The 13,808-nt window shown below is 64.8% G+C and carries 12 protein-coding genes; 8 read left to right on the top strand and 4 right to left on the bottom strand.

All coding sequences use genetic code 11. The features are described 5' to 3' along the window. The first annotated feature begins 75 nt into the window (after window positions 1-75). Together ACQ4WY_RS09605 and ACQ4WY_RS09600 are read left to right on the top strand one after the other, a co-directional pair. Complete coding sequence (locus ACQ4WY_RS09605; protein WP_353660201.1) at window positions 76-762, top strand: hydrolase; 687 nt, start codon at window positions 76-78, stop codon at window positions 760-762. A gap of 74 nt (window positions 763-836) precedes the next feature. Then, window positions 837-1,118 carry a XapX domain-containing protein gene (locus ACQ4WY_RS09600; protein WP_436503785.1) on the top strand — a complete coding sequence of 94 codons (282 nt, stop codon included), beginning with the start codon at window positions 837-839 and terminating at the stop codon, window positions 1,116-1,118. A gap of 23 nt (window positions 1,119-1,141) precedes the next feature. Here the strand turns inward: ACQ4WY_RS09600 and ACQ4WY_RS09595 are convergent, their stop codons facing one another. The 3 genes from ACQ4WY_RS09595 to ACQ4WY_RS09585 all read right to left on the bottom strand — a co-directional run bounded on the left by ACQ4WY_RS09595 (window position 1,142) and on the right by ACQ4WY_RS09585 (window position 3,692). Next, window positions 1,142-1,798, bottom strand: coding sequence for a response regulator (locus ACQ4WY_RS09595; RefSeq protein ID WP_436503784.1), 657 nt, complete (start codon window positions 1,796-1,798; stop codon window positions 1,142-1,144). Window positions 1,799-1,806: 8 nt separating this feature from the next. Then, window positions 1,807-2,541, bottom strand: a complete 735-nt coding sequence (locus ACQ4WY_RS09590; protein WP_436503783.1) for a sensor histidine kinase — start codon at window positions 2,539-2,541, stop codon at window positions 1,807-1,809. Window positions 2,542-2,717: 176 nt separating this feature from the next. Further along, window positions 2,718-3,692, bottom strand: a complete 975-nt coding sequence (locus ACQ4WY_RS09585) for an alpha/beta fold hydrolase (protein ID WP_353660204.1) — start codon at window positions 3,690-3,692, stop codon at window positions 2,718-2,720. A gap of 185 nt (window positions 3,693-3,877) precedes the next feature. On the opposite strand from ACQ4WY_RS09585, the gene ACQ4WY_RS09580 reads away from it, so the two are divergent. Then, the gene (locus tag ACQ4WY_RS09580; protein ID WP_353660205.1) at window positions 3,878-4,291 is read left to right on the top strand and encodes a DoxX family protein; all 414 of its coding nucleotides are present in this window, start codon (window positions 3,878-3,880) and stop codon (window positions 4,289-4,291) included. On the opposite strand, the gene ACQ4WY_RS09575 is transcribed toward ACQ4WY_RS09580, so the two are convergent. Then, window positions 4,288-5,688, bottom strand: a complete 1,401-nt coding sequence (locus ACQ4WY_RS09575) for an aminotransferase-like domain-containing protein (protein WP_436503782.1) — start codon at window positions 5,686-5,688, stop codon at window positions 4,288-4,290. The genes ACQ4WY_RS09580 and ACQ4WY_RS09575 overlap by 4 nt on opposite strands. 445 nt (window positions 5,689-6,133) lie before the next feature. On the opposite strand from ACQ4WY_RS09575, the gene ACQ4WY_RS09570 reads away from it, so the two are divergent. The 5 genes from ACQ4WY_RS09570 to ACQ4WY_RS09550 all read left to right on the top strand — a co-directional run bounded on the left by ACQ4WY_RS09570 (window position 6,134) and on the right by ACQ4WY_RS09550 (window position 13,807). Beyond that, window positions 6,134-6,487 (top strand): ElaB/YgaM/YqjD family protein, encoded by a 354-nt coding sequence (locus tag ACQ4WY_RS09570; protein ID WP_353660208.1) that lies wholly within the window; start codon window positions 6,134-6,136, stop codon window positions 6,485-6,487. A 399-nt stretch (window positions 6,488-6,886) separates the two neighbouring features. Next, window positions 6,887-9,298, top strand: a complete 2,412-nt coding sequence (locus ACQ4WY_RS09565) for a catalase (RefSeq protein WP_436503781.1) — start codon at window positions 6,887-6,889, stop codon at window positions 9,296-9,298. 207 nt (window positions 9,299-9,505) lie between these two features. Beyond that, window positions 9,506-11,200 (top strand): MFS transporter, encoded by a 1,695-nt coding sequence (locus ACQ4WY_RS09560; protein WP_436503780.1) that lies wholly within the window; start codon window positions 9,506-9,508, stop codon window positions 11,198-11,200. Beyond that, complete coding sequence (locus ACQ4WY_RS09555; protein WP_436503779.1) at window positions 11,187-12,404, top strand: HlyD family secretion protein; 1,218 nt, start codon at window positions 11,187-11,189, stop codon at window positions 12,402-12,404. Before ACQ4WY_RS09560 ends, ACQ4WY_RS09555 begins: the two co-directional genes overlap by 14 nt. Then, on the top strand, window positions 12,401-13,807 hold the full coding sequence (locus tag ACQ4WY_RS09550) for an efflux transporter outer membrane subunit (RefSeq protein WP_436503778.1): 1,407 nt from the start codon (window positions 12,401-12,403) through the stop codon (window positions 13,805-13,807). Before ACQ4WY_RS09555 ends, ACQ4WY_RS09550 begins: the two co-directional genes overlap by 4 nt. Window position 13,808: the final 1 nt, after the last annotated feature.

The following is a 13,808-nucleotide window of genomic DNA, read 5'->3' as shown; positions in this document are numbered from 1 at the left end:
ATAGTGGTGCGGGCACGCCGCCAGGCGTACGATGCACGGCAGTACCCACTCAACCCTTTCTTCATGGATGACATCATGACCAATCCGAAACTGGAAGTCCTTACCCCCGACAATTGCCAGATCATCTTCATCGACCAGCAGCCGCAAATGGCGTTCGGCGTGCAGTCGATGGACCGCCAGGCGCTGAAAAACAATACCGTGGGCCTGGCCAAGGCTGCCAAGGTGTTCAACATCCCCACCATCATCACCACCGTCGAAACGGAAAGCTTCTCCGGCCACACCTATCCGGAACTGCTCGACGTTTTCCCCGGCAAGGATATCCTCGAGCGCAGCTCGATGAATTCGTGGGATGACCAGAAGGTGCGCGATGCGCTGGCCGCCAACGGCAAGAAGAAGGTCGTCGTGTCGGGCCTGTGGACGGAAGTGTGCAACAACAGCTTCGCCCTGTGCGCGATGCTCGAAGGCGATTACGAGATCTACATGGTGGCCGATGCCTCGGGTGGCACTTCGAAGGAAGCGCACGACTACGCCATGCAGCGCATGATCCAGGCTGGCGTGGTGCCCGTGACGTGGCAGCAGGTGCTGCTGGAATGGCAGCGCGACTGGGCGCACAAGGAAACCTATGACGCCGTCATGGCCATCGTGCGCGAACATTCGGGCGCCTACGGCATGGGCGTCGACTACGCCTACACGATGGTGCACAAGGCGCCGCAACGCACCCATGGCGACCACGTGACCCTGGCGCCAGTGCCGGCCAAGTAAGCGCCGCGCGGCAGTGCCATGCGCCGCGCGCCTGACCGCGCGCGGCGTTTTTTTTTGATCGAAAGGAATGCGCCATGAAGTTATATGTGATTTCGCTGGCCGTGGGTTTGCTGGTTGGCATCATCTACGCCGTCTTGCAGGTGCGCTCGCCGGCGCCGCCCGCGATAGCCCTGATCGGCCTGCTGGGCATGCTGATCGGCGAACAGATCGTCCCCAGCGTCAAGCGCCTGATGGCGGGTGAAGCCATCACGGTGTCGTGGCTGCGCAGCGAATGCGTGCCGAAGATCAGCGGCGTAGAAGCGAAGCCAACACTGGCCAAGGCCGAGCCGCAGCAGAAGGACGACAGCGCCGCCTGAATTCCGTCTGCCGAGTCGCTAAGCTAGAACGCGCCCAGCAAGCCGCGCCGGGCGGCCACCGTGGCCGCCTCGGTGCGGCTTGATACGTTGAGCTTGGTCAAAATATTATTCACATGAAATTTGACGGTGCCCACCTCGATGCCGGCGCTGCGCGCGATCATCTTGTTGCTCTTGCCCGCAGACAGGTGCAGCAGGATGTCGTGCTCGCGTTTCGACAGGCGGTTCGCCTCGATGCGGCCGGCCTGCTGCGCCGCCAGTTCTGGCGGCAGGTAGTGCCTGCCGCTGGCCACCTGGCGGATGCACTGCGTCAGTTGCAGGAAACCGGAATCTTTCAGCAGGTAGCCGCGCGCGCCGGCGCGCAGGGCCCGGTGCACATTGTCCTCGCCCTGGTAGGTGGTAAGGATGATGATCTTCGCTTGCGCGTCGTCTGCGCAGATGCGCTCGATCGCCTCGACGCCATGCATTTCCGGCATGTTCAAATCCATCAGCACCACGTCGGGCCGCAGTTGCCGGTACAGCTCCACGGCGGCGCGGCCCGTGTCGGCCTGGCCCAGCAGGCGTAAGCCAGGCAGTGACGCGATCAGTGAGGCCAGGCCGGCCAGGATCAGCGGGTGGTCGTCGGCGATCAGCAGCGAGATAGGGGGAGCGTCGTCGTCGTCGCGGAGCATGGTCGTGTGCATGGCTGTGCTCATGGCGCTGGCAGGGTGAAGTGGAAGACGCTGCCGTGGGGCGCGCCGGGCGCATGCCACAGGCGGCCGCCATGCGTGTCGAGGATGCGGCGGCAGATGGCCAGGCCCATGCCCATGCCGTCCGGCTTGCTGGAATACAGGGCGTGGTATAGACGGCCGGCCGCCTGCGGCGCGATGCCGGCGCCATTGTCGGCGATGCTGAAATGCTGCACGACTCCATCCAGGTGCGAGGACAGTAGCACCGTGCGCGGCCGGTCGCTGGTGTCGCGCAGCGCCTCGATAGCGTTCATCAGCAGGTTCAGGACGACTTGCCGGAATTGCACCGGGTCGGCGCGCAGCAGCGGGCGGCCCGGCGCCAGCTGCGTTTCCAGGTGGATGGCGTGCTGCTGCAGTGGTGCACGCAGCAGCGGCAGCAGGTCTTGCACGGCGTCGTCGGCCACAAAATGAGCGTGGCTGCCCGGCGCGTTGCAGGCCAGGCCATGCACGCTGCGCAGCACGGCGCTGGCGTGGCTGCCGGCGCTGGCGACCAGGGCCAGCGCTGCGCGCGCCTCGTCGAGGCGGGGTGGATCGTGATCGAGCCAGCGCAAGGCGGCATCGGCATTGAGCGCGATGGCGGCCAGGGGCTGGCGCACTTCGTGCGCGACCGATGCGGCAAATTCGTCCATGCCGCCCATGCGCCGCACCTGTGCGATGCCGGGGTCTTGTTTCTGAGGGAAATAATGCATGCTGGCCATCGCGGAACTCCTATCGTTCGCTGCGGCTCATGCCGCGCTGCAACAAGTATGCACGGCCCGGCAGGCAAGGCAGTTATACGAATGGGGGAGGCGGGCGGTTATTTTGTGCGGCGGGGAGGCCGGCGGGGGCGAGAAGCACCGCCAGGCGCGCTGGCGGTGCCGGGAGCGAGTGACGATCAGGACTTGATAAAGGCCAGCAAGTCTTCGTTCAGGCGGTCTTTGTGGGTGGCCGGCAAGCCGTGCGGCGCGCCTTCATAAATGACCAGCTTGGCGTTCTTGATGAGTTTGGCCGCGGCCTTGCCGGAAGCGTCGATGGGCACGATCTGGTCGTCGCCGCCGTGCACCACCAGGGTCGGCACGGAGATTTTCTTCAGGTCGGCCGTGAAGTCCGTTTCGGAAAACTGCTTGATGCAATCGTAGGCATTCTTGATGCCGCACTGCATGCCTTGCAGCCAGAAGGTGTCGCGCATGCCTTGCGATACCTTGTTGCCGGGACGGTTGGCGCCGAAGAAAGGCACTGTCAGGTCCTTGAAAAATTGCGAACGGTCGGCCAGCACGCCGGCGCGGATGCCGTCGAAGACGGACATCGGCAAGCCGCCCGGATTGGTATCCGACTTGACCATCTGCGGTGGCACGGCGCCCACCAGCACGGCTTTGGCCACGCGTTTTTCGCCATGGCGGCCGATATAGCGCGCCACTTCGCCGCCGCCCGTCGAATGGCCGACCAGGGTCGCGCCCTTGATGTCGAGCGCGTCGAGCAGGGTGGCCAGGTCATCGGCGTAGGTATCCATGTCATTGCCCTGCCATGGCTGGCTGGACAGGCCGTGGCCGCGGCGGTCGTGCGCGATCACGCGGTAGCCGTGGCTGGCCAGGAACATCATCTGGTCTTCCCAGGCATCGCCCTGCAAAGGCCAGCCGTGGCTGAAGACGACGGGCGTACCCGTGCCCCAGTCCTTGAAATGGATGACGGTGCCGTCCTTGACGGTGATGCTATTGACGCTGAGCTTGCCCGGCGCTGCGGCAGCGGCAGGCTTGGCGGCGGCGCTGGCGCCACCGGCGGCCAGCAGGCCCGCGCCGGCGGCGACACCGGCGACGCTGACGAGCAGCTTGCGGCGGGAGTTGACTTCTTCGGCTTCGATTTTCTTCGACATGATACGTTTCCTTCGGGGATGGGGGAGGGGCCAGTTGGGGCCTGGACCAGTGATGGCATCAGCCAGTCTAGGCCTTTGCGCGCGCGGGCGCCTCTCCCAAAAGACCAGTCGCGCCCAGGCGCCCGCCTGCCTATGATGGCTGGCAGCGGCGCGCCGCGTCGCCTGGCTTTCCAACTGGAGTAATCATGAAGAAAAACTGGATGGCGGCGCTGGCCGGCCCCTTTTTACCCGATGCCGGCTTGCTGTTTGCGCGCGTGGCGGGCGCGCTGCTGGTGCTGCACGTGCACGGCTTGCCCAAGCTGATGCATTTTTCCGAGGAACTGGCGCACATCGACGACCCGTTGCACCTGGGCCGCGCCGTCACCCTGTACTGCGCCCTGTTCGCGGAAATCCTCTGCCCGCTGCTGGTTGCCGCTGGCTTGCTGACGCGCCTGGCCTGTCTGCCCCTGCTGTTCCTGCTGGGCGTGTCGATGCTGCTCGTGCACCCTGACTGGAGCATCGCCGATGGCCAGTTCGGCTGGCTGCTGATCATCGTCTTCGGCACCATCGCCATCAGCGGCGCGGGACGCTATTCGGTCGATGCGAGGCTGCGCGGCTAAATCACGAATTCCCGGTGCACGGCCGGCTTGTGCGCCAGCAGCAGGGATAATTTCTTTAATGCGTTGGCCAGGCGCGCGCGGTCGCGGATGCTGCCCAGCGAGATGCGGATGGCGTTCGGCGGGCGGCTGTCGTAGAAGGCATCGGAAGCCGTGACGGCCACACCCTGGGCGCGGGCGCTGGCGGCCAGTTCGCGCGAGGTCCAGTAACTGGGCAGCGAAAACCACACATGGATGCCGTCGCTGTGCGGGTGGCTGGTGCCCGTCAGGATGGTGCGGATGACGTCCTGGCGCGCATCGGCCTCGCTGCGTATGCCGGCCAGCAGCGCGTGCGCGGAGCCGTCGTGTATCCACTGCGTCGTCAGCGCCATCGTCACGGGCGTGGCCATCAGGGAAAACGAGCGCAGGGCATGCAGGAAGCGCTCGCGCAGCTGCGCATCGGCGATCAAGGTGTAGGCCATGCGCAGGCCGGGCGCGAGGCATTTCGACAGGGTGGCGATATGCGACACGTGGCCCGGCGCGTAGTGCGCCAGCGGGGGCGGCGCATCGGAGGCCAGCAGCCAGTACGGGTCATCCTCGATGATGTGCATGCCGCAGCGCTGCGCCACTTGCGTGATGGCCAGGCGGCGCGCGGCCGGCATGGTGTGCGCCGTGGGGTTTTGCAGGGTAGGGTTCAAATACACCAGGCGCGCGTGGTGCTTGCGGCAGGCCTTTTCCAGCGCTTCGGGCAGCATGCCGTCGGCGTCCGCTTCCACGACGATGGCCTTGCGGTTTAGCTGGCCCGCCGCCGCGCGCAAGCCCGGGTACACGGCCGCTTCCGTCAGGATGCTGTCGCCGGGACGGCTGAGGGTCAATATCAGCGCCGCCAGCGCCGCTTGCGCGCCGGGACAGGCCACGACGTGCTCCGCGTCGACATGGCCGAACATGGGCGCCAGCCAGGCGGCGCCGGCCGCGCGGTCGGCCTTGCCACCTCCGCCCAGGTGATAGCTCATCAATAAATCGCTGTCCGTGCGCAGCAACACCTGCGCCAGTCCCTGTTTCAGCAGATCGTCGAAATCCACGCCCACGGGCGGCGGCGGGATGTTCATGCTCAGGTCCAGCATCTGCGTCAATTCCACTTTCGGCGCCGCCACATAGGTGCCGCGCGCGCCCTGTCCCTCCAGCAGGTTGCGGCGCTTGGCTTCGTCGTAAGCGCGCGTTACCGTCGTCAGGTCGACCTGGAACAGGGCGGCCAGGCTGCGCTGTGGCGGCAAGCGGTCGCCGGGACGCAGGCTGCCGTCGGATAGTGCGCGTTCGATCATGTCGGCGATCTGCAGATAGCGCGGGCCGCCGTGCTGCACGAACGGCGTGATCCAGGCGCTGGCCTGGTTTTCATATTGTATGGATTTGGATTGGGGCATTTCGTCTTGATGTATGCATTTTATTGCAGGAATTATGCATAAAAACCCTATAAAAATCCATACATTTGTATGGGGCTGGCTTCATCTTCAGGTAAGGACGATGCATGGCTCCTCGTTACTTCCCCCGCGCCACGTATTGGCCGAAATGGCAGCATTCGACCAAGATCGAGATCGTCGCATGGACGATCCCCGCCCGCCCCACCAGGCCGCGGGGATTGTTATTTCCAACAGGAATTTAAGACTGCGCTTCAAGGTGTGGCAGCGCACGGTGGCGCGTAGCAGGCGGGGTTAAGGTAGTGCTAACAGCTTGCTGCTGATCCGCTGTTTGATTTGGCTCAGCCTGGCAGCGTTTAGCCGCTTCTTTTTCACGGGAAGCGGGGGAGAATCATGATTCGGTCACGGCATCGAGCATGGTTGAAATTATTCACTTTTAAAGGAAACCATCATGAACGCGATTGAAAAAACCAGCTCCGATTTGAATGGCAACGTCCAGGATACCCGCCAGGATTTGCACCGCACCATCGACAAGGTGGCGGGCCAGGCTCAGCCCCTCGCCGACAAGGTGGCCACGCGCGTCCATGACGGCGTGGACCAGGTGGGTGAACGCATCGACCAGGTCAGCGACACCGTCAGCAAAGCTTCCGAAACTCTGATGGCGCGCGGCAAGCAATTGGGCGCCGCCTGCCAGCGCGCCGGCGAGACGGGGCGTGGCTACGTGCGCGAGCGCCCGGCCGTGTCCCTGCTGATTGCGGCGGCGGCCGGTTACGGCCTGTCGAAATTGCTGGGTTCGCGTAAATAGGTTTTACGCCTTCCTGGAAGGTACTGTCGTGGGTGCTGGTCCCTACGCCGTCATGGCGCGGCGGTCCAGCGCTCACGCGCACAAGGTAAGTAATCCTCGGGAAATTAGTGTGAATTTATGACGAACAGAATCGGATGCCATGCAAGGCGCCAGCTGCGACGCAGTGCTAGCACTGCTAGCAGCTGGCAACGCCGCAGAGCGCCGATTATGGAAGTCAGAAATCACAATAATTTATTGGGGGTTACTTCGTAGCAAGCAGTAAAGGAGAGTGATGATGCGCTCCATTTTGTTGTGGTTGATCGGCATACCTATTCCCATCATTATTTTGATTGCCCTGTTTGTGCGCTGAATGAGGGAGTTGTAGCGTTCTCCCGGGGCAGACTACTCACAGGAGATGTAATGGCTAGCAACAAGAAAACGCCGTCTACGGACGGTGCGGGTTCCGTCTTGAGCAGCATGTCCGGCCCATCCGACAGCAATGCGCCGCACAGCCTGGGGGCGGACAATGACGTGAGCCGCGCGCTGCTGCAAAAGACGGCAGCCAGCCAGCAGTTGGCCGCCGCCATGGCCGTCAATCCGAAAGAGGACGGCCAGTATGGCGAGGCGGCGCGTGCGCCAGTCGAGGGCGTGCATGTGGCAGCCGGCGAACCGCTGGCCACGGCCAGCACCACGGGCGAAACGATACCTTCTCCGAAGACGGGAGATGGCCAGCCAGCGCTGGGCGAAAATGCGCGTAATGCCTCGCTCGATGGCGCCCGTAGCGACGATAGCGGCTGCGTGCTGACGACCAATCAGGGCGTGCCCGTGGGTGACAACCAGAACTCGCTGAAGGCGGGCTTGCGCGGCCCCACCCTGATGGAAGATTTTATCCTGCGTGAAAAGCTCACGCATTTCGACCATGAACGCATCCCCGAGCGCGTCGTGCATGCGCGCGGTTCGGCCGCCCACGGCTATTTCGAATGCTACAAGGAGCAAAGCAAGCTGACGCGCGCCGCGCCGTTCGCCAAGGCGGGCAAACGCACGCCCGTCTTCGTGCGCTTTTCCACGGTGGCCGGCGAACGCGGTTCGACTGATACGGCGCGCGACGTGCGCGGCTTCGCCGTGAAGTTTTATACGGACGAGGGCAACTGGGATCTGGTGGGTAACAACATCCCCGTCTTCTTTATCCAGGACTCGATGAAGTTCCCCGATCTGGTGCACGCCGTCAAGCCCGAGCCGCACAATGGCATGCCGCAGGCGGCCAGTGCGCATGACACCTTCTGGGATTTCGCCTCACTGTCGCCGGAAATCACGCACATGCTGATGTGGGCCATGTCCGACCGCGCCATCCCGCGCAGCTATCGGATGATGCAGGGCTTTGGCGTGCATACCTTCCGCCTCGTGAATGCCAAGGGCCAGTCCGTGTTCTGCAAATTCCACTGGTCACCGATGGCCGGCACGCACTCGCTCGTGTGGGACGAAGCCGTCAAGATCAGCGGCGCCGATTCCGATTTCCACCGGCGCGACTTGTGGGAAGCCATCGAGTGCGGCGCGTATCCCGAATACGAGCTGTCCTTCCAGGTCTTCACGGAAGCGCAGGCGGAAGCCTTTCCCTTCGACGTGCTCGATCCCACCAAACTGATCCCCGAAGAACTGGTCCCGCTTGTCCCCGTCGGGAAAATGGTCTTGAACCGCAATCCCGACAATTTTTTCGCCGAGACGGAGCAGGTGGCGTTTTGCACGGCGCACATCGTGCCAGGCATCGATTTTTCCAACGACCCGCTGCTGCAGGGCCGCATCCACTCATATATGGACACGCAGATCACGCGGCTGGGCGGCGCCAATTTTCATGAAATCCCCATTAATTCTCCGCTGGCGCCCGTGCACAACAACCAGCGCGACGGCATCCATCGCCAGGCCATCAACCGGGGCCGGGTCGCGTACGAGCCCAATTCGCTGGCGGGCGGCTGTCCGTTCCAGGCGGGCGCGAAGGGTTTCAACAGCTTTCCCGCCTCCGCCGAAGGCGACAAGGTGCGCGGTAAGCCCGAGAAATTCGCCGAGCATTATGCCCAGGCGCGCCTCTTCTGGATCAGCCAGACGGCGGTCGAACAAGACCATATCGTGCATGCGTTCCGCTTTGAACTGAGCAAGGTGCAGACGGTGGCGATCCGCCAGCGCATCGTCGCCATGCTGCGCAATGTCGATGACAGCCTGGCGCAGCGCCTGGCCGATGGCCTTGGCCTGGCGCTGCCGCCCGTCATGCCGCGCGCCTCGCTGCAGCCGCTGCCGGCATACCCGCCATCGCCGGCCTTGTCGCTCTTTTTCCGCCCCGGCAAAACGGGCATCCATACCCTGCGCGTGGCCATCCTGGTGGGACCGGGCAGCGATGGCGCGCAGGTGCGCAATATTTATGCCTCGCTGCTGGCCGATGGCGCCGTGCCGCGCCTGGTGGGCAGCCAGCTGGGGAAAGTCGACACCAGCGGCGGCGTGCCGCTCGACGTGGAAATCTCGCTCGAAGCGGGACCGTCCGTGCTGTTCGACGCCGTCGTGCTGCCGGACGGCCAGGGCGCCGTACAGCAGCTGGGCAGCGACGCCAATGCGCTCGACTTCCTGCGCCTGCAATACCGTCACTGCAAGCCGATGCTGGCCATTGGCGCCGGCAAGGACTTGCTGGATAAGGCAGGGGTGCCGGTGACCCTGCCCGATGGCAAGCCGGATCCAGCCATCATCGTCGCGCCTGCCGGGGACGTGGTGAAAGCCGTAGCGGCGTTCAAGAAGGCGCTGGCCGCGCACCGGACGTTTGCGCGCGAAACGGACCCGCCGAGGGTGTGAGCGGCTGCATCAGCGCAGGGGCCGGATCGGCCGGCCCCTGCCGATCCCGTTACCTACCCTGTTTGAGCTGCATGCGCAACGCCATGCAACAATGTAAACAATAAAAACGTCCTGCGGTGATATGCTGCTGACTAGAACTGTTCATTTGCAACTATTTCTATAACAGCAGCAAAGAACGGCTTCAGCAAACCGGATCGCGATTACTGCATGGACAAGTACACACCTCGCACCTGGGGGCCGGGCGAACGCCCGACCTTGCCCGGGTCGCCATCGATGCCCGAACATTCGACGCCCAAGCGTGTCGCGTATTTCATCGTCGGCCTGATCGTCGCGCTGACGGGAGGACTGGGCAATGGCCTGGTGACGGCCAATTTGCTGAACCTGCAAGGTTCGCTGGCCGCTTATGCCTACCAGATGCAGTGGCTGCCGGCCGCCTACGTGATGACCATCGTTTCCATGAATCTGCTGCTGGTGAAATTCCGCCAGCAGTTCGGGCTGCGCCTGTTTACGGAAGCGTTCCTGGTGCTGTATGCGCTGGTGACGTTCGCCCACTTGTATGCCAATACCTTGCCGTCAGCGATCGCCGTGCGCGCCGCGCATGGCATGGTGGGCGGCGCGCTGGCCGTGCTGGGCCTGTACTACACCCTGCAGGCGTTTCCCGCGCGGCATCGCCTGAAAGGCGTGGTGCTGGGCCTGGGCTTTGCCCAGCTGGCGTTGCCCCTGGCGCGCATCTTCACCTCCGAACTGCTGCAGATCGGCGAATGGCATGGTCTGTACCTGTTCGAACTGGGACTGGCCCTGCTGGCGCTGGGTTGCGTGCTGGCCCTGAAACTGCCGCCCGGCGACCGCGTGCAGACGTTCGAGCCGCTCGACTTCCTCACCTTCATCCTGTTCGCGCCCGGCGTGGCCCTGCTGTGCGCCGTGCTGGCGCAGGGGCGCACGGCGTGGTGGATGGAGTCCGAGTGGGTGGGCGTGTGCCTGGCGTGCTCCATCGTGCTGATCGCCGCCTCGCTGGCCATCGAGCATAACCGCGCGCGCCCGCTGCTCAATACGCGCTGGCTCACCACGGGCAAGATCGCCAAGCTGTTTTTATCCGTGCTGCTGTTTCGCATCGTGCTGTCCGAATCGACGGGGGCGGTCGGCTTCCTGCAGGCGCTGGGCTTGAACACGGACCAGATGCAGAACCTGTTCATCGTGGTGCTCCTGGGCAGCGTGGCGGGCCTGGTGGTCAGCGCGCTGACGATCAATCCGGCCACGCTCAACCGCTCGTTGATGTTCGCGCTGTTGCTGATCGCTGCCGGCGCCCTGATCGACGCGCACGCCACCAGTCAGACGCGCCCCGTCAACATGTATGTCAGCCAGTTCCTGCTGGCCTTTGGCGGCACGTATTTCATCGGTCCCACCATGGTGGCCGGCATGGGCGCCGTGATCGCCGAACCGCGCAACCTGGTGAGTTTTTCCGTGATGTTTACCATGACGCAGAACCTGGGCGGCTTGCTCGGGGCGGCCATCGTCGGCACCATCCAGACGGCGCGCGAAAAATACCATTCCAGCTACCTGGTCGAGCACCTGACCATGCTCGACCCGCAGGTGGCCGCGCGCGTGCAGTCGGGCGCCTCCAGCTACGGCGGCGTGCTGACGGACCCTGCCTTGCGCAGCGCCCAGGGCGTGGCGCGCCTGGGCGCCATCGCCACGCGCGAAGCCAATGTGCTGGCCTATAACGACGTTTTTTTGATGATCGCCGGCGTCGCCATCGCTACCTTGATCTGGATGCTGGTCAGCCAGTCCTGGACCCGCATCACCACCGGCGCGCGTCGCCTGGTCGGCCCCGTGCGCGATGCGCAGACGGCCATGGCCATCGTCCCCATTACCAATTCGGAACCGAGCAATGACAGAAAATAACACCACACCTCCAGTACCGGTACCTGCATTGACATCCGCACCTGCCGCGCCACCTGCGCCAGCGCCCGCGGCAAGCAGCACGCCGCCGCAGCCGGACCGGCGCCACCAGTGGCTGTCCGCGTTGGCCTTTGCCGCCGTGGCCCTGGTGGGCGTGCTGATCGTCCTGTATGCGTGGCGTTTGCCGCCGTTCACCAGTCCCATCGTGACGACGGAAAACGCCACCGTGCGCGGGCAGGTGACCATCATCGGCTCGCAGCTGTCGGGCTATGTGGTGGAAGTGACGGTGCAGGATTTCATGGACGTCAAGGAGGGGCAGCTGCTGGTGCGCATCGATGACCGCATCTACCAGCAGCGCTACGAGCAGGCGCAGGCCCAGCTGGCCGCGCAGCAGGCGGCGCTGTCGAACTGGGCGCAGCAGAAAGCCAGCGCGCAGGCGGGTATTTCCGTCAGCGAAGCGGCACTGGCCAACGCGGAAGCGCAGGCACGCAAGGCCAGCGCCGATCTGAATCGCGTGGAGCAATTGGTGGCCGATGGTTCCCTGTCGCAGCGCGAACACGACCAGTCGCGCGCCACGCAGGCGCAGATGGCGGCCGCGCTGGCGCAAGCCAAGGCCAATCTCGACATCGCCCAGCAAAGTGTGCATAGCGTGGTGGTCAACAAGCAGGCCCTGGAAGCGGCCGTGGCGAATGCGCAGGCGGCCGTCAAGGCGGCGAAGATCGACCTCGATAACACGCGCATCGTGGCGCCATCCGATGGGCAATTGGGCCAGGTAACGGTGCGCCAGGGAGCGTACGTGAATTCGGGTGCGCAGCTGATGGCGCTGGTGCCGCGCCAGATGTGGGTGATTGCCAATTTCAAGGAAACGCAAATGAATGGCGTGCAGGAAGGGCAGAGCGCCACCTTCCACGTCGACGCCCTGGATGGCGCCGTGCTGACTGGCCAGGTGGAGCGCATCTCGCCGGCCACGGGTTCCGAATTTTCCGTGCTGCCGGCCGATAATGCGACGGGCAATTACCTCAAAATTGCCCAGCGCATTCCCGTGCGCATCCGCATCGATGCGGGGCAGGCGAATGCGCGCCGCCTCGTGCCTGGCATGTCGGTGGTGGTCAGCGTCGACACGTCGGCCGTGCTGAATGACTCGGCGGAGAATCCGGCACCGCCGCCGCTGCCGCCGAAAAAGGCGCCCGCGAAGGCCAAGCCATGATACGCCGCGCATTGCTGATGGCCGCCGCGCTGGCGCTGGCCGGCTGCGCCGCCAAGGCGCCGCCACAACCTTTGTCTGCCCTGCAACTGCCGTCCGGCTGGCGCGCGCAGGCGGCCGCTGCGTCATTAGCCGATGCTAGCCCGAATGGCGCGCATGTGGAGCAGCTGTGGTGGCAAGCCTTTGGCGACCCGGTCCTGAGCAACCTGGTGGGCGAGGCGCTGGCGCGCAATGGCGACTTGCGCGTGGCCCGCGCCCGCGTGCAGGAATACCGTGCGCGCCTGGCGCAGGCCGATGCGAACCGCGCGCCGAACCTGGCGTTCGATGGCTCACCGACGCGCACGCGCACCCTGGCCGCCAGTGGCAAGCCGTATGTGACGAATGTCTTCCAGGCGGAACTGCAGGCCAGCTATGAAATCGATGTGTGGGGCCGGCTGGCCAGTCTGAGCGATGCGGCCGGCGAGAGCTACCGCGCCGAGCAGGCCAGCCTCGATGCGGCGGCCCTGTCGATCGCCGCCAGCGTGGCCACGGCCTACCTGAACCTGCGCGGACTCGATGCGCAGCTGGCGCTGACGCAATCGACCCTGCAACTGCGCGAACAGTCGCGCGAACTGGCGCGCAAGCAGTTCGAGGTGGGCTACAGTTCGCGCCTGGAATGGCTGCAGGCGCAATCGGAATACCACGCGGCGGCCGAGCAGGTGCCGCAGTTGCAGCGGCAGATATTTGAACAGGAAAACGCGCTGGCCATCCTCGTCGGCGGCAATCCCGGGCCCATCGCGCGTGGCTTGCCCCTGGCCGAGCTGGCGGCGCCTGACGTGCCGGCCGGCCTGCCGTCCGAATTGCTGCGCCGGCGGCCCGACATCGCGCGCGCGGAACATAACCTGGCTGCCGCCAACGCCAGCCTGGCCGCCACGCGCGACCAGCTGCTGCCCTCGTTCAAGCTGACGGCCGTCGGCGGCGGGCAAGCCACGACCCTGACCGATTTCCTGCATGCACCGACGGCCCTGTGGCGCCTGACGGCCTTGGCGGCCGGTCCCCTGTTTGATGGCGGCAGGGTGCTGGCGCAGACGGATGCGGCCGGCGCGCAGCGCGACCAGCTGGCGTACACGTATGAAAACGTGGTGCGCAACGCCTTCGCCGAAACGGAGAACAGCCTGGGCGCCATCTACCGTCTGCAGCAGCAAGCCGTGGAAAACGACGCGCGCCGCGCCACCGCGGCTGACACCCTGCGCATCGCACATAACCGCTACCGCAATGGCTATGCCTCGTACCTGGAAGAACTCGACGCCCAGCGCACCCTGTACAGCGCCGACGTGGGGCTGCTGCAACTGAAGACGCGCATCCTCGTTGCCTCGGTCGACCTGTACCGGGCCATGGGCGGCGGCTGGTCGGCCAAGACGCCATAGG

It is taken from the genome of Janthinobacterium salmonicoloratum, from assembly GCF_051380845.1.
In the GTDB taxonomy this organism is placed as follows: Bacteria; Pseudomonadota; Gammaproteobacteria; order Burkholderiales; family Burkholderiaceae_D; genus Janthinobacterium; species Janthinobacterium lividum_F.
This window is presented reverse-complemented; position numbering and strand designations above follow the sequence as displayed.

Excerpts from the sequence above, each read along its gene's own strand:
- ACQ4WY_RS09565 (WP_436503781.1), top strand. The coding sequence starts at position 6,887 with ATGGCTAGCAACAAGAAAACGCCGTCTACGGACGGTGCGGGTTCCGTC.
- ACQ4WY_RS09580 (WP_353660205.1), top strand. The coding sequence starts at position 3,878 with ATGAAGAAAAACTGGATGGCGGCGCTGGCCGGCCCCTTTTTACCCGAT.
- ACQ4WY_RS09550 (WP_436503778.1), top strand. The coding sequence starts at position 12,401 with ATGATACGCCGCGCATTGCTGATGGCCGCCGCGCTGGCGCTGGCCGGC.
- ACQ4WY_RS09560 (WP_436503780.1), top strand. The coding sequence starts at position 9,506 with ATGGACAAGTACACACCTCGCACCTGGGGGCCGGGCGAACGCCCGACC.
- ACQ4WY_RS09575 (WP_436503782.1), bottom strand. The coding sequence starts at position 5,688 with ATGCCCCAATCCAAATCCATACAATATGAAAACCAGGCCAGCGCCTGG.
- ACQ4WY_RS09595 (WP_436503784.1), bottom strand. The coding sequence starts at position 1,798 with ATGCACACGACCATGCTCCGCGACGACGACGACGCTCCCCCTATCTCG.
- ACQ4WY_RS09570 (WP_353660208.1), top strand. The coding sequence starts at position 6,134 with ATGAACGCGATTGAAAAAACCAGCTCCGATTTGAATGGCAACGTCCAG.
- ACQ4WY_RS09605 (WP_353660201.1), top strand. The coding sequence starts at position 76 with ATGACCAATCCGAAACTGGAAGTCCTTACCCCCGACAATTGCCAGATC.
- ACQ4WY_RS09585 (WP_353660204.1), bottom strand. The coding sequence starts at position 3,692 with ATGTCGAAGAAAATCGAAGCCGAAGAAGTCAACTCCCGCCGCAAGCTG.
- ACQ4WY_RS09590 (WP_436503783.1), bottom strand. The coding sequence starts at position 2,541 with ATGGCCAGCATGCATTATTTCCCTCAGAAACAAGACCCCGGCATCGCA.
- ACQ4WY_RS09555 (WP_436503779.1), top strand. The coding sequence starts at position 11,187 with ATGACAGAAAATAACACCACACCTCCAGTACCGGTACCTGCATTGACA.
- ACQ4WY_RS09600 (WP_436503785.1), top strand. The coding sequence starts at position 837 with ATGAAGTTATATGTGATTTCGCTGGCCGTGGGTTTGCTGGTTGGCATC.